This is a genomic window from Citrobacter cronae (assembly GCF_016893685.1).
Classification (GTDB): Bacteria; Pseudomonadota; Gammaproteobacteria; order Enterobacterales; family Enterobacteriaceae; genus Citrobacter; species Citrobacter werkmanii.
Window position 1 is genome coordinate 548,190 of record NZ_CP069763.1, and the last position, 20,445, is coordinate 568,634.

Below are 20,445 nucleotides of genomic sequence, written 5' to 3' on the forward strand. Positions count from 1 at the left end.
ATTTAGATATAAATTAGATATATCTAAACAACATCAGGAGACGATGATGCAAAACCATCATGAAGGTTGCTGTAAACAGACAGAGCACCAACACGAAGGCTGCTGCAAGGGTGAAGGACATCACCACGAAAGCCGCCACAGTGAGCGCCATGCAGGCTGCTGCAAAGGTGAAGAGCATCGCCACGAAGGCTGTAACAAAGAACATCGCCATGAACAAGGGTGTGGACACCGCCACGGTCGCGGCGGCGGTCGTCGCCAGCGCTTCTTTGGTCACGGCGAATTACGCCTGGTGATTCTGGATATCCTGACCCGCGACGCCAGCCACGGCTATGAACTGATTAAAGCGATTGAAACCCTGACTCAGGGTAACTACACCCCGAGCCCGGGCGTTATCTATCCGACGCTGGATCTGTTGCAGGATCAAGCCCTGATCGCCATCAGCGACGAGGAAGGTGGGCGTAAGCAGATTGCCATCACGACTCAAGGTCTGCAGTGGCTGGATGAGAACCGCGAACATCTGGAACATATCCACGAACGTATTAAAGCCCGCTGTGTGGGTTTTGAATTACGTAAAAACCCACAGATGAAACGCGCGCTGGAGAACTTCAAAGCTGTGCTGGACCTACGCGTCAATCATGGTGATACCAGCGAGGCGCAGATCAAAAAAATCATTGGTATTATCGATCGCGCCGCGCTGGACATTACTCAGTTAGATTAATCTGCGCAGCAGGCGGAACCCGTGTCCGGCGTTGCGCCTGCTGTGGTTAAGATTAATGCAGCACCGTGACCGCATCTTCCAGACGACCCGCGCGATGTTTCACCATCGCGGAAATCTGGGCGCTCTCTTCAACCAGTTCAGCGTTTTTCTGCGTAATGCTGCTCAGTTCATTCACCGCACGAGTCAGGCTGGAAAGACCATCGGACTGTTCCAGCGTTGAGTGGCTGATTTGCGCGATCAGTTGAGTGACGTTTTGCACCTGCGCCACAATATCGTCCATCGTACGCCCCGCGGCGTGGACCTGATCGGAGCCGGACTGTACCTTATCGGCGCTGGCATCAATCAGCTTGCGGATATCATTGGCCGCGCTGGCGCTACGACTGGCAAGATGACGCACTTCTCCCGCCACTACGGCGAAACCTTTGCCCTGCTCGCCCGCCCTTGCGGCTTCAACGGCGGCGTTCAAGGCCAGAATATTGGTCTGGAAAGCAATATCGTTAATCAGCGTGGTAATGGTGCCGATCCGCTGAGTGCTGTTGGCAATATCATCCATGGTTTTGATGACGATATCCATCGCCTCGCCGCCGTGTGTTGCCGCGCTGCTGGCAGCAATCGAGAGTTTATCGGCCGCGGCGGCGGTCTCAGAGTTTTGTTTCACCGACGCCGCCATCTGATTCATGGTGGTCACCGTTTCCTGCACATTCTCCACGGTCTGCTGCGTATGCTTGTTCAAATCATCACTGCCTTTTGCCAGCGTTTCGCTGTCGCTGCGCACACAACTCACCTGGCTGGAGACATCATGGATGAGCCAACGGCACATTAACCCCAGTTGCCCCACCGCTCGCAGCATCAAACCCAATTCATCACTGCGGTTAAGATGCGATACGCTGTTGCGCTCACCGGTCGCCACTTTCAACGCCTGACGAGCAACATTCTCGATGGGACGCACAATTTGCCATTCGAAAATAGCCGTCCCCAGCAGCATTACCAACGCACTCATCAACAGTAACGGCCATTCGGCGCCCGTTTGCTGCAATGCGGTCGCCAGTACGGCAAACATCAATGTCATCACGCTGCGTACCCGCCAGCGAATAGGCAGTGCCGGGAGTTTACCCAGCCAGCCTTTGCGTACCACCAACCCTTTATGAATACGTCGGTTGCAACGTCCTTCATTCAGCGCCTTATATAAAGGCTCTACCGCCGCAATCTCTTCGTCAGTTGCCCGGGTACGAATCGACATGTACCCGGTCACTCGCCCTTCCCGCACCATCGGCACCGCGTTGGCCCTCACCCAGTAGTGATCGCCATTCTTACGCCGATTTTTCACAATGCCGCTCCATGGCTCACCCTGCTTAAGGGTGTACCACATATCCGCAAACGCCGCTTTTGGCATGTCCGGATGACGAACCAGGTTGTGCGGCTTATCGAGCAATTCATTCAGTTGATAGCCGCTGACCTGGACAAAGGTATCGTTCGCATGAGTGATATAGCTTTGTAAGTCGGTGGTGGACATGAGGGTGATATCATCATCCAGCGGTGTATTTTGCTGACTAACGTAGGGATGAGAAGACATGGTTGCGTCCTGTGCAGGTTATCTGGTTGTTAACTCTTTCGGCTTATGTTATTTCGGCGATAATCTTTTTATCTTTAGTTGTTAAATTTGATTTAGATCGCAATTTGCGATTAAACCTCAAAATCTGTACGCATTCTAATTCGTTGATTTAAAATACTTTCATTAAGTAACTATTCAATTGCACGTCTTCCCCCGCACCGTGACAGTGCAAACATTGCCCATTTTTAGCGCAAATACGCGTTAATTCGATCTGTTTTCAGGTGCCAAATCTGGGCAAAATGCCAGCAAATGTTAAATACTGGCATTAAATGTTGCGCAAATAAGATGTTTCCTGGTGTTTATCCCGATTTTTGCTAAGCGCGCCGGAATGGCGCAATCCCTGCAATACTTAAATCAGTATCATGTGATACGCCAGCTCCGGGAGCATATTTTGAACAGGTTACCTTCCAGCGCATCGGCCCTGGCCTGCAGCGCACACGCACTGAATCTCATCGAAAAGCGCACGCTTGATCATGAGGAAATGAAATCATTAAACCGAGAGGTGATTGAGTACTTTAAGGAGCATGTCAATCCGGGGTTCTTAGAGTATCGAAAATCTGTAACTGCAGGCGGGGATTACGGAGCCGTAGAGTGGCAAGCGGGAAGCCTGAATACGCTTGTCGACACCCAGGGACAGGAGTTTGTTGATTGCCTGGGTGGTTTTGGCATTTTCAACGTGGGGCACCGTAATCCAGTCGTGGTTTCCGCCGTACAGAATCAACTCGCGAAACAACCTCTGCACAGCCAGGAGTTACTTGACCCGTTGCGGGCCATGCTGGCAAAAACCCTCGCCGCACTGGCGCCCGGTAAGCTGAAATACAGTTTTTTCTGTAACAGCGGGACCGAGTCGGTTGAAGCCGCCCTGAAGCTGGCGAAAGCGTATCAATCGCCGCGCGGTAAATTTACATTTATCGCCACCAGCGGCGCATTCCATGGTAAATCCCTGGGCGCGCTGTCCGCCACGGCGAAATCCACCTTCCGTAAACCCTTTATGCCGCTGCTGCCGGGCTTCCGTCATGTGCCGTTTGGCGATATTAACGCGATGCGTACCATGCTCAGCGAATGTAAAAAGACCGGTGACGACGTCGCAGCCGTGATCCTCGAACCTATCCAGGGTGAAGGGGGCGTGATCCTGCCGCCGCAAGGGTATTTGACCGCCGTGCGTAAACTTTGCGATGAGTTTGGCGCGCTGATGATCCTTGACGAAGTGCAGACCGGCATGGGGCGTACCGGCAAAATGTTCGCCTGCGAGCACGAAAACGTGCAGCCCGACATTATGTGTCTGGCCAAAGCGTTGGGCGGCGGCGTGATGCCGATTGGCGCAACCATTGCCACCGAAGAGGTGTTCTCCGTCCTGTTCGATAATCCTTTCCTGCATACCACTACGTTTGGCGGCAACCCGCTCGCGTGTGCGGCGGCGCTGGCCACCATTAACGTCCTGCTGGAGCAAAATTTACCGGCTCAGGCAGAGCAGAAAGGCGATATGTTGCTGGATGGTTTCCGCCAGCTTGCGCGGGAATACCCGGATCTGGTGCACGATGTACGCGGCAAAGGCATGTTGATGGCGATTGAGTTTGTCGATAATGAAATCGGCTATAACTTTGCCAGTGAGATGTTCCGCCAGCGGGTGCTGGTCGCCGGGACCCTGAACAATGCCAAGACGATCCGCATCGAACCGCCGCTAACGTTAACGATCGAGCAATGCGATCTGGTGTTGCGATCAACACGCAAAGCCCTGGCAGCATTACGGGTGAGCGTGGAGCAGATGTAATACCTGTCGGATGGCGCTGCGCGTATCCGGCCTACGAAAGCGTGTCCTTTGTAGGCTCAGGCGTAGCCGCCATCCGGCAGAATCATTCTCTGGCCCCACTCCTTTTTTGAATCCCATCACAATCACGGCATTCCCCTTTTCCCTTTTACGCTGCGACGGCTAAATTATTAACTCATCCGACCACATAACAATAATTTTACATACTGGACACCTTTATGAGCTATTCGTCGCTGTTCGCCCCGCTCGATTTAGGCTTCACCACGCTTAAAAACCGCGTGTTGATGGGTTCAATGCACACCGGGCTGGAAGAGTATCCCGATGGCGCCCAACGGCTGGCCGCGTTCTATGCCGAACGCGCGCGTCACGGCGTGGCTCTGATTGTGACCGGAGGCATTGCGCCAGCGTTATCCGGCGTGGGTATGGAAGGCGGCGCGGTGCTCAACGATACCAGCCAGCTCGCGCATCATCGCGTGATTACCGATGCCGTGCATGACGAAGGCGGCAAAATCGCACTGCAAATCCTGCATACCGGGCGTTACAGCTATCAGCCGCATCTGGTGGCGCCTTCCGCCATTCAGGCCCCTATCAACCGCTTTACGCCGCATGAACTGACGCACGATGAAGTTCTGCAGCTGATTGAGGATTTTGCCCACTGCGCGCAGCTGGCGCGAGAAGCGGGCTACGATGGCGTGGAAGTGATGGGCTCGGAAGGGTATCTCATCAACGAATTCCTGACCCTGCGCACCAATCAGCGCGACGACGAATGGGGCGGTGGGTATGCCAACCGCATGCGTTTTGCCGTCGAGGTGGTGCGGGCAGTACGTCAGCGTGCCGGCAATGACTTTATTATTATCTTCCGCCTGTCGATGCTCGATCTGGTAGAAAACGGCGGCACCTTCGAGGAAACAGTCCAGTTGGCGCAGGCTGTAGAAGCCGCAGGCGCAACTATTATCAACACCGGTATTGGCTGGCACGAGGCGCGTATTCCCACCATCGCCACCCCGGTGCCGCGTGGCGCATTTAGCTGGGTGACGCGCAAGCTGAAAGGTCATGTGACGATCCCCCTGGTCACCACCAACCGCATTAACGATCCTAAAGTCGCCGATGATATTCTGGCCCGCGGCGATGCCGATATGGTGTCGATGGCCCGTCCGTTCCTCGCCGACGCCGAACTGCTGTCAAAAGCGCAAAGCGGACGGTCGGATGAGATCAATACCTGTATCGGTTGCAACCAGGCCTGCCTGGATCAGATCTTCGTCGGCAAAGTCACCTCTTGTCTGGTGAATCCACGCGCCTGCCATGAAACCAAAATGCCGATCGTTACAGCCACTGTGCCGAAAAATCTGGCGGTTGTCGGCGCGGGTCCTGCAGGTCTCGCGTTTGCCATTAATGCCGCCGCGCGCGGGCATCACGTAACGCTGTTTGACGCCCATAGCGAGATTGGCGGACAGTTTAATATCGCCAAACAGATCCCCGGCAAAGAAGAATTCTATGAAACCCTGCGCTACTACCGCCGGATGATCGACGTGACGGGCGTGACGCTAAGACTGAACCACGTTGTCACCGCGCGCGATCTGGAACCCTTTGACGAGGCGATCCTCGCCAGCGGGATCGAACCGCGGATGCCGCCGATCGAGGGGATCGATCACCCGAAAGTGTTGAGCTATCTCGACGTCCTGCGCGATAAAGCGCCGGTGGGTAAACGCGTCGCCATCATTGGTTGCGGCGGGATCGGTTTTGATACCGCCATGTATCTGAGCCAGCCTGGCGCTCCCACCAGCCAGAACATCGCGGAGTTCTGTGTGGAATGGGGGATCGACACCAGCCTGCAACAGCCAGGCGGATTACGCCCGGAAGGTCCGCACTTATCCCGCAGTCCGCGTCAGATAGTGATGTTGCAGCGCAAGGCCAGCAAACCGGGGCAAGGTTTAGGTAAAACCACGGGCTGGATCCATCGCGCCACCCTGCTCTCACGCGGCGTGAAAATGATCCCGGCGGTCAGTTACCAGAAAATTGATGATGATGGATTACACGTCGTATTGAACGGCGAACCGGTGATCTTTAACGTGGATAACGTGGTGATTTGCGCCGGACAAGAGCCACGCCGTGAGCTGGTCGATCCTCTCCACGCGGCAGGTAAAACGGTGCATCTGATCGGCGGCTGCGATGTGGCGCTGGAATTGGATGCCCGCCGCGCTATCGCGCAAGGCACGAGGCTGGCACTGGAAATTTAACGTCATGCCTTTCGTGTGCCGGATAAGGCGCTCACGCCTCCATCCGGCATACGCGATTACCGACGACGACCTAATTTCACCGATTTGAGAATCACAAACTTATTATTGGTGGCGATGGTCTCGCAGTTGCCGAAAATCTTCTTCAGCTTGTGGAAGTAGTCGAGGTGACGGTTCGCCACGATATACAGCTCGCCGTTGATTTTCAGGCAGCGGCGGGCGTGGTGGAACATTTCCCACGCGATATTGTCTGTCAGCGCATGCTTCTGGTGGAACGGCGGGTTGCACAGCACGGCGTTAAAGCGGAACGGCTCAACCCCGGACAGCGCGTTGTTAATCATAAACTCGCAGCGATCCAGCGCCTCAGGCATATTGCTTTCGACGTTCAGACGACTTGACGCCACCGCCATCGGCGATTCATCCACAAACACCACGCTGGCTTGTGGGTTTTTCTCCAGCAATGTCAGGCCAATCACGCCATTCCCACAGCCGAGATCGACAATCTCCCCTTCAAGATTTGCAGGCAGGTGCTCAATAAAGAAGCGCGCGCCGATATCCAGTCCGGTACGAGAGAAAACGTTGGCGTGGTTATGGATAGTCCAGTCGGTACCTTCCAGCTTCCAGCTTAGCGTTTGCGAAGCAGCGGCCAGTTCAGGTTTGCTGAACGTACAGTTGATCAGACGGGCTTTTTTCCACGCCAGCGTCGTGGTGGTTGGACCCAACACCTTTTCAAACAGCTCCAGCGTCGAGGTATGAATGTCGCGTGCTTTCGCTCCGGCAATAATCCGCGTTTGCGGCGTCACCACTTCACGCAGCGCGCGCAGCTGTTGCTCCAGCAGCGCCATGGTTTTAGGAATTTTAATCAGCACCACGCCCGGCGCCTGCGGATAGTCAGCGGTGCTGTCGAGGAACTTGACGCTCGATTCGGCGATGTCGTTGTGACGCAGATTCTCGCGCGTGGCCAACTCGCTTAAATAGGAGTCGCCAATGCTGTACGGCGTATGTTCCGCCAGCGCACAGCCCAGCGCGCCGAAGGTATCATTCAGGATCAGCACCGGGCCGCTAATCTCGGTATCGTCCAGCTGTTGCAGCAGATATTCATCCGCCGCTTCCCACGCCAGCAGCGGGTTAACGTCATCCGTTTCCGGGAAACGTTTAAGTGACAGCGAACGGAAACCGTTGTCTATGTGGCTCATCGGCCCTCCTGAATGGTAAAATTTCGGCGTATCCCTGAAAAGGGTGCGTGAGTATACACTTTTTATACTTTATATGGGGCAATAATGAGTCAGTTGACCTATCTGCAGGGCTACCCGGAGAACCTACTTGATCAGGTACGCACATTAATTGCCGAGCAACGTCTGGGATCGGTATTAGATAAGCGCTATCCCGGCACGCATGACTTCGCGACCGACAAAGCGCTCTGGCAATATACGCAAGATCTGAAAAATCAGTTCCTGCGTAACGCCCCGCCGCTGAATAAGGTGATGTACGACAGCAAGATCCATGTTCTGAAGAATGCGCTGGGACTGCATACCGCCGTTTCTCGCGTGCAGGGAGGCAAGCTAAAAGCCAAAGCGGAGATCCGCGTGGCGACCGTTTTTCGCAATGCCCCGGAACCCTTCCTGCGAATGATCGTGGTCCATGAACTGGCGCATCTGAAAGAAAAAGAGCATAACAAAGCGTTTTACCAACTGTGCTGTCATATGGAACCTCAGTACCATCAACTGGAGTTCGATACCCGCCTGTGGTTAACGCAACAATCGTTAAAGCAAAGTGCGTAGTCGCGCACTGGCTTTGTCTTCAGGGCATGCTAAATTGACGAAAGGATCCCTTTTAGCAGCCTGAAGGCCTTTATGATACGTTTCGCAGTAATTGGCACAAACTGGATCACTCGCCAGTTTGTCGATGCCGCCCATGAAACCGGCAAGTATAAGTTAACCGCAGTTTATTCCCGCAGTCTTGAGCAGGCACAGACCTTCGCCAACGATTACCCCGTCGAGCACCTGTTTACCTCGCTGGAGGCGATGGCCAGCAGTGATGCGATTGACGCCGTCTACATCGCCAGTCCAAACTCCCTGCACTTCCCGCAGACAGAGCTATTTTTGCAGCACAAAAAGCATGTCATTTGCGAAAAGCCGCTGGCCTCAAATCTGGCGCAAGCTGAAGCCGCTATCGCCTGCGCGCGCGAAAATCAGGTGGTGCTGTTTGAAGCATTTAAGACCGCCAGTCTGCCTAACTTCCTGCTGTTGCAGCAAGCTTTACCCAAAGTGGGCAGAATCAGGAAAGCGTTTATCAATTACTGCCAGTACTCCTCGCGTTACCAGCGTTATCTGGACGGTGAAAATCCAAATACGTTTAATCCGGCGTTCTCTAACGGTTCAATTATGGATATCGGCTTTTACTGCCTGGCCTCAGCGGTTGCGCTTTGGGGCGAACCACAGAGCGTGCAGGCCAGCGCCAGCCTGCTGGAAAGTGGTGTGGATGCCCACGGCGTGGTCGTACTGAATTACGGTGACTTCAGCGTCACACTCCAGCACTCCAAAGTCAGCGACTCGGTATTAGCCAGTGAAATTCAGGGCGAGTCGGGTTCGCTGGTCATTGAGCATATCTCTGAATGTCAGAAAGTATGCTTCGTGGCGCGTGGTGGCAAAACGCAGGATCTGACGGTGCCTCAGCATATCAATACGATGCTGTATGAGGCAGAGACATTTGCTCATCTGGTTGAATCTGGCGAAGTGGATCATCCGGCACTAAGCGTCAGCCGGATCACCGCCAAACTGCAAACGGAAATTCGCCGTCAGACCGGCGTGATTTTCCCCGCAGACGAAACGGTGACGTCGCTGACTGCGTAAAGGTATGTAAAACAAATGTTGCAGGCCATTGACTGCATGCATGGCCTGTAATATTTTGTAACCCGCAAAGGGGAGTAACTTCGTTGTCGGTTGATCGTCATTACGATGTGTGCAAAACCACATCCGGTCACCGGGCAACAACAAAGGAATACGCTAGCGTATTCCTTTGTTGTTGTAAGTGAGACCTTGCCGAATGGCAAGGTCTATGCATAAAAAGCAGCGGCTAACGTCATTCGGCGTTGGCCGTTTTTTTATGCATGGGGGAATTATGAATACTGTCGGCACACCGTTGTTGTGGGGCGGCTTCGCTGTTGTGGTGGTGATTATGTTGGCCATCGACCTGCTGCTACAGGGTCGTCGTGGCGCACATACCATGTCGATGAAGCAGGCGGCAGCCTGGTCCATCGTCTGGGTCACGCTGTCGTTACTGTTTAACGCCGCATTCTGGTGGTACCTGGCCCAAACGCAGGGCCGCGCCGTTGCCGACCCACAGGCGCTGGCGTTCCTTACCGGCTATCTGATCGAGAAATCACTGGCGGTAGATAACGTCTTTGTCTGGTTGATGCTGTTCAGCTACTTCTCGGTACCGCCTGCGTTGCAGCGTCGGGTACTGGTGTATGGCGTACTGGGCGCGATTGTGCTGCGTACGATTATGATCTTCGCAGGTAGTTGGCTTATCGCCCAGTTCGAATGGCTGCTGTACGTGTTTGGCGCGTTCCTGCTGTTTACCGGCGTGAAGATGGCGCTGGCGAAAGAGGATGCTTCCGGTATCGGCGACAGACCGTTAGTCCGCTGGCTGCGGAGTCATTTACGCATGACCGATACCATCGAAGACGAAAAATTCTTCGTGCGTAAAAACGGACTGCTGTTCGTCACGCCGCTGATGCTGGTGTTGATTCTGGTTGAGCTGAGTGATGTCATTTTTGCCGTCGACAGTATTCCGGCAATCTTCGCCGTCACAACCGACCCGTTCATCGTGTTGACCTCGAACCTGTTTGCTATTTTGGGTCTGCGTGCGATGTACTTCCTGCTGGCTGGCGTGGCGGAGCGTTTCTCCATGCTGAAATACGGCTTGTCGGTCATTCTGGTGTTTATCGGTATTAAGATGCTGATCGTCGATTTCTACCATATCCCGATCGCTATCTCGTTAGGCGTGGTGTTCGGTATTCTGTTCGTTACGCTGGTCGTGAATGCGTGGGTTAATCACCAGCACGATAAAAAGCAGCAAATACAGTAACTTTCATTCGCTAGCTGAAAAGCCCGACAACACACTGCGTGCGTCGGGTTTTTTGTTTATCATGTCAAAATAATGTTAATTTAAAGTTATAAAACATGATCTGAACGCAAAAATCAGGAGATTTCGCTTTCCGGGACTTCATCTTTCCTTATACTCAACCAGGCAAACACTTTGTTACATCCAGAAAGATGCGTCATCAGAATGCACACTGGATGAGCAACAACACAATGAAAGGATTACTACATGACTACGCAACGTTCATCGGGGCTGCTCTCGCGTTTGGCGCAAGGGAGCCTGGTTAAACAAATTTTGATCGGTTTAGTACTGGGGATATTGCTGGCGCTGGTGTCAAAACCTGCTGCAGAAGCCGTCGGGCTGTTGGGTACGCTGTTCGTTGGCGCATTAAAAGCCGTGGCACCTATTCTGGTCCTGATGCTGGTTATGGCGTCCATCGCTAACCACCAGCACGGACAAAAAACCAATATCCGTCCAATCCTGTTCCTTTACCTGCTGGGAACATTTTCCGCAGCATTAGCGGCGGTTGTCTTCAGCTTCGCCTTCCCGTCCACACTGCATCTTTCCAGCAGCGCCAGCGACATCGTGCCGCCATCCGGGATTGTCGAAGTCATGCGTAGCCTGCTGATGAGCATGGTTTCTAACCCGATTGATGCTCTGCTTAACGCCAACTATATCGGCATTCTGGTATGGGCCGTCGGCCTGGGTTTTGCGCTGCGTCATGGGAATGAAACGACCAAGAATCTGGTCAATGATATGTCCAACGCCGTCACCTTTATGGTGAAGCTGGTGATTCGTTTCGCGCCGATCGGTATTTTCGGTCTGGTCTCCTCTACGCTGGCAACGACCGGTTTTGCCACCCTTTGGGGCTACGCTCAACTGCTAGCCGTGCTGGTAGGCTGTATGCTGCTGGTCGCGCTGGTGGTTAACCCGCTGCTGGTATTCTGGAAAATTCGCCGTAACCCGTATCCGCTGGTGCTGGCCTGTCTGCGTGAAAGCGGCGTGTATGCCTTCTTTACCCGCAGCTCCGCGGCAAACATTCCGGTGAATATGGCGCTGTGTGAGAAGTTGAATCTGGATCGTGATACCTACTCAGTGTCTATTCCGCTGGGGGCCACCATTAATATGGCGGGTGCGGCGATCACCATTACCGTGCTGACGCTGGCGGCGGTGAATACGCTGGGTATTCCGGTCGATTTACCGACAGCGCTGTTACTCAGCGTGGTGGCTTCGCTGTGTGCCTGTGGCGCATCGGGCGTGGCGGGTGGTTCGCTGCTGTTAATCCCGCTGGCGTGCAACATGTTCGGGATTCCGAATGACATCGCCATGCAGGTGGTTGCCGTTGGCTTTATCATCGGGGTGCTGCAGGACTCCTGTGAAACGGCCTTGAACTCTTCTACAGATGTTCTGTTTACCGCTGCAGCCTGTCAGGCAGAAGACGAACGTCTGGCAAACAACGCCCTGCGCGGCTAATCTCTGTTCCCCTCCGTCATCGGGCGGAGGGGTTCTTATCTTGTACGCTTTTTTCAATTTTGAACGGATCAATTCCGCGTTTTTGCATCCGCCGGAAGCGAATAATGTTCAGGCCGTTCATCACCAGAAAACTCCCTTCGATCATCGTCCCGCCAATCGATCCCAGCCAGAAATTATGGATAACCCAACAGGCGGTTGCGCACCACATAACGCAACGCACGGTTAACCCCTGGCAGCGAAACAACGCCCAGGTGCTGGCCAGCGTGCCGATTATCGGCAACAGCTCCATCGCATGCTGTAATTTCGCAAGTCCGAGAACCAGGGTGAGGATAATAAAAACGGTCATTACCCACAGTTTGCGGGTATGCATCGAGACGAGTGTGCGGATAGTATTAAGCTCGGCACTCATTCCTGCAGGCCAGGCGCCCATCAGGAAAAAATGCACACCAATGGTGGCACTATAGACAGCGAGTTGCAGCCGGAACCGACGCTCATCGCGATTGAAAAAGGTGGTAATGCCGATTAGAAAGGCGATGACACCTACGCCCTGGGCCAGCCAATACGCGGTCATGCAAGCAACCCCAACTCCATTTCGTAGGCCGGATAAGGCATGTTCGCCGCCATCCGGCCACGGTTTGAGCCTGATGGCGCTGCGCTTATCAGGCCTACATATTTACAATCAAAGGGTTACACCGCTTTTAAAGATAGCCAGTTCTCTAAAATCGTTTCGCTCGTTGCAGGTTTGCTTACCGTTGGCGATATCGACGATGGTATCGACAAATTCTTCCAGTAACTGCGGCATCGCTTTGCCGTGGATCAGTTGTCCGGCGTCAAAATCGATCCAGTGCTTTTTCTTCGCTGCCAGCTCGCTGTTGGTAGCAATTTTCACCGTCGGCACAAATCCACCGTACGGCGTACCGCGACCGGTACTGAACAACACCATATGACAGCCCGCGCCCGCCAGTGCACTGGTGGCGACTGCGTCGTTACCCGGTGCGCTCAGCAGGTTCAGGCCGTGCGTTTTCAGACGTTCGCCGTAGCGCAATACGTCCACCACCTGGCTGGAACCCGCTTTCTGGGTACAGCCCAGCGATTTATCTTCCAGGGTGGTGATACCACCCGCTTTGTTCCCCGGCGATGGGTTCTCGTAGATCGGCTGGTCGTGAGCAATGAAGTACTGCTTGAAGTCATTCACCATGGTGACCAGTTTGCCGAACGTTTCTTCGTCACGGCAGTGGTCCATCAGCAGTTGCTCGGCGCCGAACATTTCCGGTACTTCGGTCAGCACGGTGGTGCCGCCGTTGGCAATCACGTAGTCGGAGAAACGGCCCAGCATCGGGTTGGCGGTAATGCCGGACAGACCGTCAGAGCCGCCGCATTCCAGACCAAACTTCAACTCGCCCAGCTTACCAGGTTCACGCTTATCGTTACGCATCACGTTGTACAACTGGTGAAGATGTTCGATCCCCGCTTCCACTTCGTCTTCCTGGTGTTGACAGACCATAAAGTGAACGCGATCGGGATCGTACTCGCCTAAGGTTTCGCGAAAAGCGTCAACCTGGTTGTTTTCACAGCCGAGACCGACCACCAGCACTGCGCCCGCGTTCGGGTGGCGCACCATGTTTTGCAGCATGGTGCGGGTGTTGATATGGTCGTCTCCCAGTTGTGAGCAACCGTAGGTGTGGCTGAAGAGATGCACGCCGTCGATACCTTCGGCGTCGTTGGTCTCTTTCAGGAAGCGATTCTGCATCTGACGGGCCATGGCGTTGACGCAGCCTACTGTCGGCAGGATCCACAATTCGTTACGCACGCCAACATCGCCGTTGGCACGACGGTAGATCTGTACATCACGATCCGCTGGTTGCGATTCAGGTTCCTGAAAGTCGGGTTGATAGCTATATTCATCCAGATCGCTCAGATTGGTACGCGTGTTATGAGCATGAATATGCTCGCCCGCCGCGATATCCACCAAAGCATGGCCGATCGGTAGGCCATATTTCATGACGTTCTCACCCTGTGCGATCTCGCAGAGTGCGAATTTATGACCACGAGAGACCGCCTGGCGCAGGGTTACCGCCTGCCCGTCAACGGTCACGTCGGTTCCTTCAGCCAAATCAGCGAGCGCTACCGCAACGTTATCCAGCGTATGGATCTTGATGTATTGCATATCAACCCCGGACCTTAGTTCAGTTCAATGGCGAAATAATCGCGCGCATTGTTGAAGCAAATGTTTTTCACCATTTCACCCAGCAGTTGGATGTCGGCTGGGGCTTCGCCCGCAGTAACCCAACGACCGATCATCTGGCACAGAATACGACGGAAGTATTCGTGACGGGTGTAAGACAGGAAGCTACGGCTGTCGGTCAGCATACCGACGAAGCGGCTCAGCAGGCCCAGTTGCGCCAGCTGTGTCATCTGACGTTCCATCCCGTCTTTCTGATCGTTGAACCACCAGCCGGAACCGAACTGCATTTTGCCCGGCATGCCTTCGCCCTGGAAGTTACCGATCATGGTGCCCAGCACTTCGTTATCACGCGGGTTCAGGCAGTACAGAATGGTTTTCGGCAGCAGGTTCTGTTCGTTCTGCTTACTCAGCAGTTTGGACAGTTCTTCCGCCATCGGACGGTCATTGATGGAGTCGAAGCCGACGTCCGCGCCCAGCAGTTTGAACTGACGCAGGTTGTTATTACGCAGCGCGCCGATGTGGTACTGCTGTACCCATTCGCGACGTGCGTATTCTGCACCGAGGAACACCAGCACAGCGGTTTTGAACTGGGCGACTTCATGCTCGCTCAGGGTTTCACCGGCCAGACGACGAGCCAGGATGCTATCCAGCTCCGCTTCGTTAGATTCAGCGAAAAGGACAACGTCCAGCGCGTGGTCAGACACTTTACAGCCGTGAGCGGCGAAGTGGTCCAGACGTTTGGTCAGCGCGGTCTGCAGGTCGGCGAAACGACGGATATCGGTGTCAGAGACTTCACCGAGCTTGGCCATGTAATCGTTAAAGGTCGCCAGTTCGATGTTGAAGGCTTTATCCGGCCGCCAGCTCGGCAGCACTTTCACATCAAAACTTCCGTCTTTAGCAACGGCGGCGTGATGCTCCAGAGAATCGATCGGGTCATCGGTGGTGCCGACCATTTTCACGTTCATCTGCTGCATGATGCCACGCGCGGAGAATTGATCCTGCGCCAGCAGTTCGTTGCACTGGTTCCAAATTTCGTCAGCCGTTGCCGGAGACAGCAGCTTACCTGTAATACCAAACGGGCGACGTAACTCGAGGTGGGTCCAGTGGTACAGCGGGTTACCGATAGTGTGCGGAACCGTAGCGGCCCAGGCATCAAACTTCTCACGATCGGAGGCATCGCCGGTACACAGGCGCTCAGCGACGCCGTTGGTACGCATCGCACGCCACTTATAGTGGTCACCCTTCAGCCAGATGTCATACAGGTTATTAAAACGGTAGTTTTCAGCGATTTGTTGCGGTGGTAAATGGCAGTGGTAATCGAAGATCGGCTGGTCTTTGGCGTAATCATGATACAGACGGCGGGCAAATTCGGTATCCAGCAGGAAATCTTCAGTCATAAACGGAGTCATTATCGTCTTCCTCTCAACGAGTGCGTCAGATTGCTTATGTTTTGATGTTGACAAAGTTATCACACCAATTTCCACACCCCGAAGATATTTTCGTGAGTTAGATCAACAAATGATGACAAAAAAATTACTCTCAAAGAGGTAAATCATGCCTCAGGCCGCGCCAGCACTGGCTTTGCTGAATCGAAATAATGACCACACGAAGATTCACACTTTTGTGATGGCACTCACCTTTTAAAGTTGTATGACAAGTTATCTTTTGGCCGTCGCGATACATAAGCCGACGGAATGCAAATTACCGATGTATCAACATCGGATTGACCGGTACGGAAACCGAATTAGCACAACTATTGACATGGCAACGTTCGGGGAGTACCGGCTTTTTTTTCGGTTCCCCCCTCGTAAAAGAACATCCTCCGCCCTGAACTGGAAGATGACCGCTCGTTGGCGGACATAACAAAACGATGAGGTTTTACATGCGTAAAATTAAAGGGTTACGTTGGTACATGATCGCACTGGTGACGCTTGGCACCGTGTTGGGTTACCTCACACGTAACACTGTGGCGGCAGCTGCGCCGACTCTGATGGAAGAGTTACACATCTCCACTCAACAGTATTCCTATATCATCGCAGCGTATTCTGCTGCTTACACCGTAATGCAACCCGTGGCAGGCTACGTGCTTGATGTACTCGGCACCAAAATCGGTTACGCGATGTTCGCCGTTCTGTGGGCCGTCTTCTGTGGCGCGACCGCACTGGCTGGCAGCTGGGGCGGACTGGCGCTGGCGCGAGGCGCGGTAGGTGCAGCTGAAGCCGCAATGATCCCGGCTGGCCTGAAAGCCAGTTCAGAATGGTTTCCGGCAAAAGAACGTTCCATCGCCGTGGGTTATTTCAACGTTGGTTCTTCTATCGGCGCGATGATTGCACCGCCGTTGGTGGTCTGGGCTATCGTCATGCACAGTTGGCAGATGGCATTCATTATTTCCGGCGCCCTGAGCTTCATCTGGGCGATGTCCTGGCTGGTGTTCTACAAACATCCACGCGACCAGAAAAAACTGTCTGATGAAGAACGTGATTACATTCTGAACGGCCAGGAATCACAGCATAAAAACACAACCTCGAAGAAAATGTCGCTCGGCCAGATCCTGCGTAACCGCCAGTTCTGGGGCATCGCGCTGCCGCGTTTCCTGGCAGAACCGGCGTGGGGGACATTCAACGCCTGGATCCCACTGTTCATGTTCAAAGTCTACGGCTTTAACCTGAAAGAAATCGCCATGTTTGCCTGGATGCCGATGCTGTTTGCTGACCTGGGCTGTATCGTTGGGGGTTACCTGCCACCGCTGTTCCAGCGTTGGTTCGGCGTGAACCTGATCGTGTCCCGTAAAATGGTGGTCACCATGGGCGCGCTGCTGATGATTGGCCCTGGCATGATTGGTCTGTTCACCAGCCCGTACATCGCTATCGCCCTGCTGTGCATCGGCGGCTTTGCTCACCAGGCGCTGTCCGGTGCGCTGATTACGCTCTCTTCTGACGTATTTGGTCGTAATGAAGTGGCAACCGCGAACGGTCTGACCGGTATGTCCGCCTGGCTTGCAAGCACGCTGTTTGCTCTGGTCGTTGGCGCGCTGGCCGACACCATCGGCTTTAGCCCGCTGTTCGCCGTACTGGCGGTATTCGACCTGCTTGGCGCGTTGGTCATCTGGACGGTACTACAGAACAAATCTGCCAGCGAGATAGATTCAGGTCCACAGACGGGCGATCCCGCGACGCAAAGTTAACCAGATGCGATACAGCAAGGTTATATAATGCTAAGCCGCCAGCTATCTGGCGGCTTTTTTGTCCTCGCGAGTGGAGGCGTAATCGCAAAAGTGGTATAACAAATATAGTCTGCCGTATCATGCCTGGAGCGCATATGGAAATCACTGAACCACGCCGTTTATACCAACAACTTGCCGCTGATCTTAAAGAACGCATTGAGCAGGGCGTCTATCTGGTGGGTGACAAACTTCCCGCCGAGCGCTTTATCGCCGATGAAAAAAATGTCAGCCGTACCGTGGTTCGTGAAGCGATTATCATGCTGGAAGTTGAGGGCTATGTTGAGGTGCGTAAAGGATCGGGGATCCACGTCATCTCTAACCAACCCAAACATTATGTTGCTCCCGACGAAGGTCTGGAATTCGCCAGTTACGGTCCTTTTGAGCTGCTTCAGGCTCGACAGCTCATTGAAAGCAACATTGCCGAGTTTGCCGCCACTCAGGTGACCAAACAGGACATCATGAAACTGATGGAAATTCAGGAGAAGTCGCGTAATGAAAAAAGCTTTCGTGACTCCGAATGGGATCTCCAGTTCCATGTGCAGGTCGCGCTGGCCACGCAGAACTCCGCCCTGGCCGCCATCGTGGAAAAAATGTGGACTCAGCGTATTCACAACCCTTACTGGAAAAAACTGCACGACCACATCGACTCGCGTACAGTAGATAACTGGTGCGACGACCATGATCAGATCCTGCGGGCGCTGATTCGCAAAGATCCCCATGCCGCGAAACTGGCGATGTGGCAGCATCTGGAGAACACGAAGCAGATGCTGTTTAACGAAACCAGCGATGATTTTGAGTTCAACGCGGACCGTTACCTTTTTACTGAAAATCCGGTTGTTCATCTCGATACAGCCGCTAACGGCGCAAAATAATCAATCTTATCGATACAGGCGTGACGAAGCGCCTGTACCTGATGCTTGGTAAGCATTAGGTATAAAATGTCAGCCTGTGTAAATCCTCTCGCCTCCCTCTAATGCGATAAGCAAAATCAGAGTTCAGCAACCGTAATTTCTATAACGGACAACGTTGACCTTTGTTACAATTAGATGCTATTTGAATTTTTGTGTTTAAGAGCTTGCTAACTTCACAACTTCACAGGGAACAGTTCAGGCCGTGAATTTGTATCAGACCGCGCACCTTGCAAAAAATATCAATAAAATCGCGGTGTTACAAAATCCAAAAAAACCGGCATGACGATAACCGATTCTCCAGGAATATTGAATGGAACTACTGACTCAATTACTGAATGCTTTATGGGCTCAGGATTTTGAAACTCTGGCCAATCCTTCCATGATTGGCATGCTCTATTTTGTACTATTTACCATTTTGTTTCTGGAAAATGGACTGCTGCCAGCAGCGTTTTTACCCGGCGACAGTTTGCTGGTACTGGTCGGCGTGCTTATTGCCAAAGGCGCAATGGGTTTTCCGCAAACGGTACTGCTACTCACCACCGCGGCCAGCCTCGGCTGTTGGCTTAGTTATATCCAGGGGCGATGGCTGGGAAACACCCGCACCGTACAAAACTGGTTGTCGCATCTTCCTGCGCATTACCATCAGCGCGCGCATCATCTTTTTCATAAGCATGGCTTGTCTGCGCTGCTGGTTGGTCGCTTCATTGCGTTTGTCAGAACATTACTGCCGACCATCGCAGGGTTATCCGGCCTGAATAATGCGCGCTTTCAGTTCTTTAACTGGATGAGCGGATTGCTTTGGGTCCTGATCCTCACAACGCTTGGCTATCTGCTGGGCAAAACGCCGGTATTTCTTAAGTATGAAGACCAGCTCATGTCTTGCCTGATGCTGCTTCCTGTGGTGTTACTGGTGTTTGGTCTGGCGGGTTCACTGGTTGTGCTGTGGAAAAAGAAATACGGGAACCGAGGATAAATTATGCTGAAATCATGCATAACGCTCCGACGACTTGCCTGGACCACCACCTTTATGCTGTTTATCGGGGCGCTGCTCCTGACCTGGTCGGTTATTCGCCAGCAGGAGTCAACGCTTGCCATTCGCGCCATAAACCAGGGAGCCAGCATGCCTGATGGCTTCTCTATCTGGCATCACCTGGATGCCAACGGCATCCGCTTTAAAAGTATTACCCCGCAAAATGACGCGCTGCTGATCACTTTTGATTCCAGCGCGCAGAGCGCAGCCGCCAAAGTGGTGCTGGACCGTACGTTGCCACATGGTTTCGTCATCGCTCAGCAGGATGATGATAATCAGGCGGTGCAGTGGTTATCCCGCTTACGTGATACCCCGCACCGTTTTGGTTAATCTCCAGGAATCTGAATTAGATCACTCACTTTGGTGATTTCACCGTTTAGCGCCTATGATTAATAAACTGGGATTATGGCCCAACGTTTTATTAATCTGGAGCATCGACCGCAAGCCACAACGTCGAATCACAATGGAAGGTTCAAGAATGAAATACCGCATCGCTTTGGCTATTAGCCTTTTCGCTCTCAGTGCCGGCAGTTACGCCACCACCCTCTGTCAGGAAAAAGAACAGGATATTCAGCGGGAGATTAGCTATGCCGAAAAGCACAACAATCAGAACCGCATCAATGGTCTGAACAAAGCACTTAGTGAGGTTCGGGCCAATTGTACTGACAGCAAACTGCGCGCCGACCATCAGAAAAAAATCGCAGAGCAGAAAGATGAGATAGCCGAGCGTCAAGATGATTTAGCCGAGGCGAAGCAAAAAGGCGATGCGGATAAAATTGCCAAACGCGAACGTAAGCTTGCCGAAGCTCAGAATGAGCTGAAAGAACTCGAATCACGCGATTACTAAGTACGGTAACTACCCACTCAACTGGAGAAAACTATGTCGAAAGATAATGCTACGGACAACCTGCGCGCTGAGCTGAAATCTCTTGCGGATACGCTTGAAGAAGTACTTAGCTCCTCTGGCGATAAGTCGAAGGAAGAGATGAGTAAAATTCGCAGCAAAGCCGAACACGCCCTGCGGGAGAGCCGTCATCGTCTGAGTGAAACCAGCGATGTGATTGCCAAACAGACCCGTGAAGCCGCGGCCAAAGCCGATAACTATGTACGCGAAAACCCATGGACTGGCGTCGGGATTGGCGCTGCAGTCGGTGTGGTGCTTGGTGTACTGCTGTCGCGCCGTTAAC

The 20,445-nt window shown here is 53.3% G+C and carries 18 protein-coding genes; 13 read left to right on the top strand and 5 right to left on the bottom strand.

Annotated features, from left to right (window positions below; genetic code table 11):
• The first annotated feature begins 43 nt into the window (after positions 1 to 43).
• The gene (locus JSN25_RS02205) at positions 44 to 718 is read left to right on the top strand and encodes a PadR family transcriptional regulator (RefSeq protein WP_170973247.1); all 675 of its coding nucleotides are present in this window, start codon (positions 44 to 46) and stop codon (positions 716 to 718) included.
• 52 nt (positions 719 to 770) lie between these two features.
• Here JSN25_RS02205 and JSN25_RS02210 read toward each other — a convergent pair whose 3' ends face one another.
• Entirely contained in the window at positions 771 to 2,291 is a 1,521-nt protein-coding gene (locus tag JSN25_RS02210; protein WP_199966627.1) for a methyl-accepting chemotaxis protein, read from the bottom strand.
• A gap of 430 nt (positions 2,292 to 2,721) precedes the next feature.
• Here JSN25_RS02210 and ygjG point away from each other — a divergent pair, with 430 nt between their 5' ends.
• Together ygjG and JSN25_RS02220 are read left to right on the top strand one after the other, a co-directional pair.
• A complete protein-coding gene (gene ygjG, locus JSN25_RS02215) occupies positions 2,722 to 4,101 on the top strand; it encodes a putrescine aminotransferase (protein ID WP_167371260.1) in 1,380 nt (459 codons plus the stop codon).
• Between the two features lie 215 nt (positions 4,102 to 4,316).
• Positions 4,317 to 6,335 (top strand): NADPH-dependent 2,4-dienoyl-CoA reductase, encoded by a 2,019-nt coding sequence (locus JSN25_RS02220; protein WP_199966629.1) that lies wholly within the window; start codon positions 4,317 to 4,319, stop codon positions 6,333 to 6,335.
• A 56-nt stretch (positions 6,336 to 6,391) separates the two neighbouring features.
• On the opposite strand, the gene rlmG is transcribed toward JSN25_RS02220, so the two are convergent.
• The gene (gene rlmG / locus JSN25_RS02225) at positions 6,392 to 7,528 is read right to left on the bottom strand and encodes a 23S rRNA (guanine(1835)-N(2))-methyltransferase RlmG (protein ID WP_069324369.1); all 1,137 of its coding nucleotides are present in this window, start codon (positions 7,526 to 7,528) and stop codon (positions 6,392 to 6,394) included.
• A gap of 84 nt (positions 7,529 to 7,612) precedes the next feature.
• Between rlmG and JSN25_RS02230 the strand changes: the two genes are divergently transcribed.
• From JSN25_RS02230 to sstT, 4 genes are all read left to right on the top strand, one after another.
• A complete protein-coding gene (locus JSN25_RS02230; RefSeq protein WP_038634055.1) occupies positions 7,613 to 8,113 on the top strand; it encodes a M48 metallopeptidase family protein in 501 nt (166 codons plus the stop codon).
• Positions 8,114 to 8,185: 72 nt separating this feature from the next.
• Positions 8,186 to 9,184 carry a Gfo/Idh/MocA family protein gene (locus tag JSN25_RS02235; protein ID WP_069324371.1) on the top strand — a complete coding sequence of 333 codons (999 nt, stop codon included), beginning with the start codon at positions 8,186 to 8,188 and terminating at the stop codon, positions 9,182 to 9,184.
• A gap of 268 nt (positions 9,185 to 9,452) precedes the next feature.
• Positions 9,453 to 10,421: a TerC family protein gene (locus JSN25_RS02240; RefSeq protein ID WP_038642882.1), complete on the top strand. Its 969-nt coding sequence runs from the start codon at positions 9,453 to 9,455 to the stop codon at positions 10,419 to 10,421.
• Positions 10,422 to 10,664: 243 nt separating this feature from the next.
• Complete coding sequence (sstT, locus tag JSN25_RS02245; RefSeq protein ID WP_085048679.1) at positions 10,665 to 11,909, top strand: serine/threonine transporter SstT; 1,245 nt, start codon at positions 10,665 to 10,667, stop codon at positions 11,907 to 11,909.
• A 16-nt stretch (positions 11,910 to 11,925) separates the two neighbouring features.
• On the opposite strand, the gene JSN25_RS02250 is transcribed toward sstT, so the two are convergent.
• The 3 genes from JSN25_RS02250 to uxaC all read right to left on the bottom strand — a co-directional run bounded on the left by JSN25_RS02250 (position 11,926) and on the right by uxaC (position 15,503).
• Entirely contained in the window at positions 11,926 to 12,480 is a 555-nt protein-coding gene (locus tag JSN25_RS02250; RefSeq protein WP_137347591.1) for a YgjV family protein, read from the bottom strand.
• A gap of 108 nt (positions 12,481 to 12,588) precedes the next feature.
• Positions 12,589 to 14,076 carry a UxaA family hydrolase gene (locus tag JSN25_RS02255; RefSeq protein ID WP_160956012.1) on the bottom strand — a complete coding sequence of 496 codons (1,488 nt, stop codon included), beginning with the start codon at positions 14,074 to 14,076 and terminating at the stop codon, positions 12,589 to 12,591.
• A gap of 14 nt (positions 14,077 to 14,090) precedes the next feature.
• On the bottom strand, positions 14,091 to 15,503 hold the full coding sequence (gene uxaC, locus JSN25_RS02260; protein WP_085048678.1) for a glucuronate isomerase: 1,413 nt from the start codon (positions 15,501 to 15,503) through the stop codon (positions 14,091 to 14,093).
• 473 nt (positions 15,504 to 15,976) lie between these two features.
• On the opposite strand from uxaC, the gene JSN25_RS02265 reads away from it, so the two are divergent.
• From JSN25_RS02265 to JSN25_RS02290, 6 genes are all read left to right on the top strand, one after another.
• Positions 15,977 to 17,278, top strand: a complete 1,302-nt coding sequence (locus JSN25_RS02265; protein WP_032940740.1) for an MFS transporter — start codon at positions 15,977 to 15,979, stop codon at positions 17,276 to 17,278.
• Between the two features lie 134 nt (positions 17,279 to 17,412).
• Positions 17,413 to 18,189: a transcriptional regulator ExuR gene (exuR, locus tag JSN25_RS02270; RefSeq protein WP_038634073.1), complete on the top strand. Its 777-nt coding sequence runs from the start codon at positions 17,413 to 17,415 to the stop codon at positions 18,187 to 18,189.
• 349 nt (positions 18,190 to 18,538) lie between these two features.
• Entirely contained in the window at positions 18,539 to 19,201 is a 663-nt protein-coding gene (gene yqjA / locus JSN25_RS02275) for a DedA family general envelope maintenance protein YqjA (RefSeq protein ID WP_003024820.1), read from the top strand.
• A gap of 3 nt (positions 19,202 to 19,204) precedes the next feature.
• Complete coding sequence (mzrA, locus tag JSN25_RS02280) at positions 19,205 to 19,588, top strand: EnvZ/OmpR regulon moderator MzrA (RefSeq protein ID WP_038634076.1); 384 nt, start codon at positions 19,205 to 19,207, stop codon at positions 19,586 to 19,588.
• Positions 19,589 to 19,736: 148 nt separating this feature from the next.
• Positions 19,737 to 20,105 (top strand): DUF1090 domain-containing protein, encoded by a 369-nt coding sequence (locus tag JSN25_RS02285; protein ID WP_038634079.1) that lies wholly within the window; start codon positions 19,737 to 19,739, stop codon positions 20,103 to 20,105.
• A 33-nt stretch (positions 20,106 to 20,138) separates the two neighbouring features.
• A complete protein-coding gene (locus tag JSN25_RS02290) occupies positions 20,139 to 20,444 on the top strand; it encodes an ElaB/YgaM/YqjD family protein (protein WP_006687949.1) in 306 nt (101 codons plus the stop codon).
• Position 20,445 lies beyond the last annotated feature (1 nt).

Excerpts from the sequence above, each read along its gene's own strand:
- exuR (WP_038634073.1), top strand. The coding sequence starts at position 17,413 with ATGGAAATCACTGAACCACGCCGTTTATACCAACAACTTGCCGCTGAT.
- rlmG (WP_069324369.1), bottom strand. The coding sequence starts at position 7,528 with ATGAGCCACATAGACAACGGTTTCCGTTCGCTGTCACTTAAACGTTTC.
- JSN25_RS02285 (WP_038634079.1), top strand. The coding sequence starts at position 19,737 with ATGAAATACCGCATCGCTTTGGCTATTAGCCTTTTCGCTCTCAGTGCC.
- JSN25_RS02235 (WP_069324371.1), top strand. The coding sequence starts at position 8,186 with ATGATACGTTTCGCAGTAATTGGCACAAACTGGATCACTCGCCAGTTT.
- JSN25_RS02230 (WP_038634055.1), top strand. The coding sequence starts at position 7,613 with ATGAGTCAGTTGACCTATCTGCAGGGCTACCCGGAGAACCTACTTGAT.
- JSN25_RS02265 (WP_032940740.1), top strand. The coding sequence starts at position 15,977 with ATGCGTAAAATTAAAGGGTTACGTTGGTACATGATCGCACTGGTGACG.
- JSN25_RS02220 (WP_199966629.1), top strand. The coding sequence starts at position 4,317 with ATGAGCTATTCGTCGCTGTTCGCCCCGCTCGATTTAGGCTTCACCACG.
- yqjA (WP_003024820.1), top strand. The coding sequence starts at position 18,539 with ATGGAACTACTGACTCAATTACTGAATGCTTTATGGGCTCAGGATTTT.
- JSN25_RS02250 (WP_137347591.1), bottom strand. The coding sequence starts at position 12,480 with ATGACCGCGTATTGGCTGGCCCAGGGCGTAGGTGTCATCGCCTTTCTA.
- mzrA (WP_038634076.1), top strand. The coding sequence starts at position 19,205 with ATGCTGAAATCATGCATAACGCTCCGACGACTTGCCTGGACCACCACC.
- JSN25_RS02205 (WP_170973247.1), top strand. The coding sequence starts at position 44 with ATGATGCAAAACCATCATGAAGGTTGCTGTAAACAGACAGAGCACCAA.
- JSN25_RS02290 (WP_006687949.1), top strand. The coding sequence starts at position 20,139 with ATGTCGAAAGATAATGCTACGGACAACCTGCGCGCTGAGCTGAAATCT.
- JSN25_RS02255 (WP_160956012.1), bottom strand. The coding sequence starts at position 14,076 with ATGCAATACATCAAGATCCATACGCTGGATAACGTTGCGGTAGCGCTC.
- sstT (WP_085048679.1), top strand. The coding sequence starts at position 10,665 with ATGACTACGCAACGTTCATCGGGGCTGCTCTCGCGTTTGGCGCAAGGG.
- uxaC (WP_085048678.1), bottom strand. The coding sequence starts at position 15,503 with ATGACTCCGTTTATGACTGAAGATTTCCTGCTGGATACCGAATTTGCC.
- JSN25_RS02210 (WP_199966627.1), bottom strand. The coding sequence starts at position 2,291 with ATGTCTTCTCATCCCTACGTTAGTCAGCAAAATACACCGCTGGATGAT.
- JSN25_RS02240 (WP_038642882.1), top strand. The coding sequence starts at position 9,453 with ATGAATACTGTCGGCACACCGTTGTTGTGGGGCGGCTTCGCTGTTGTG.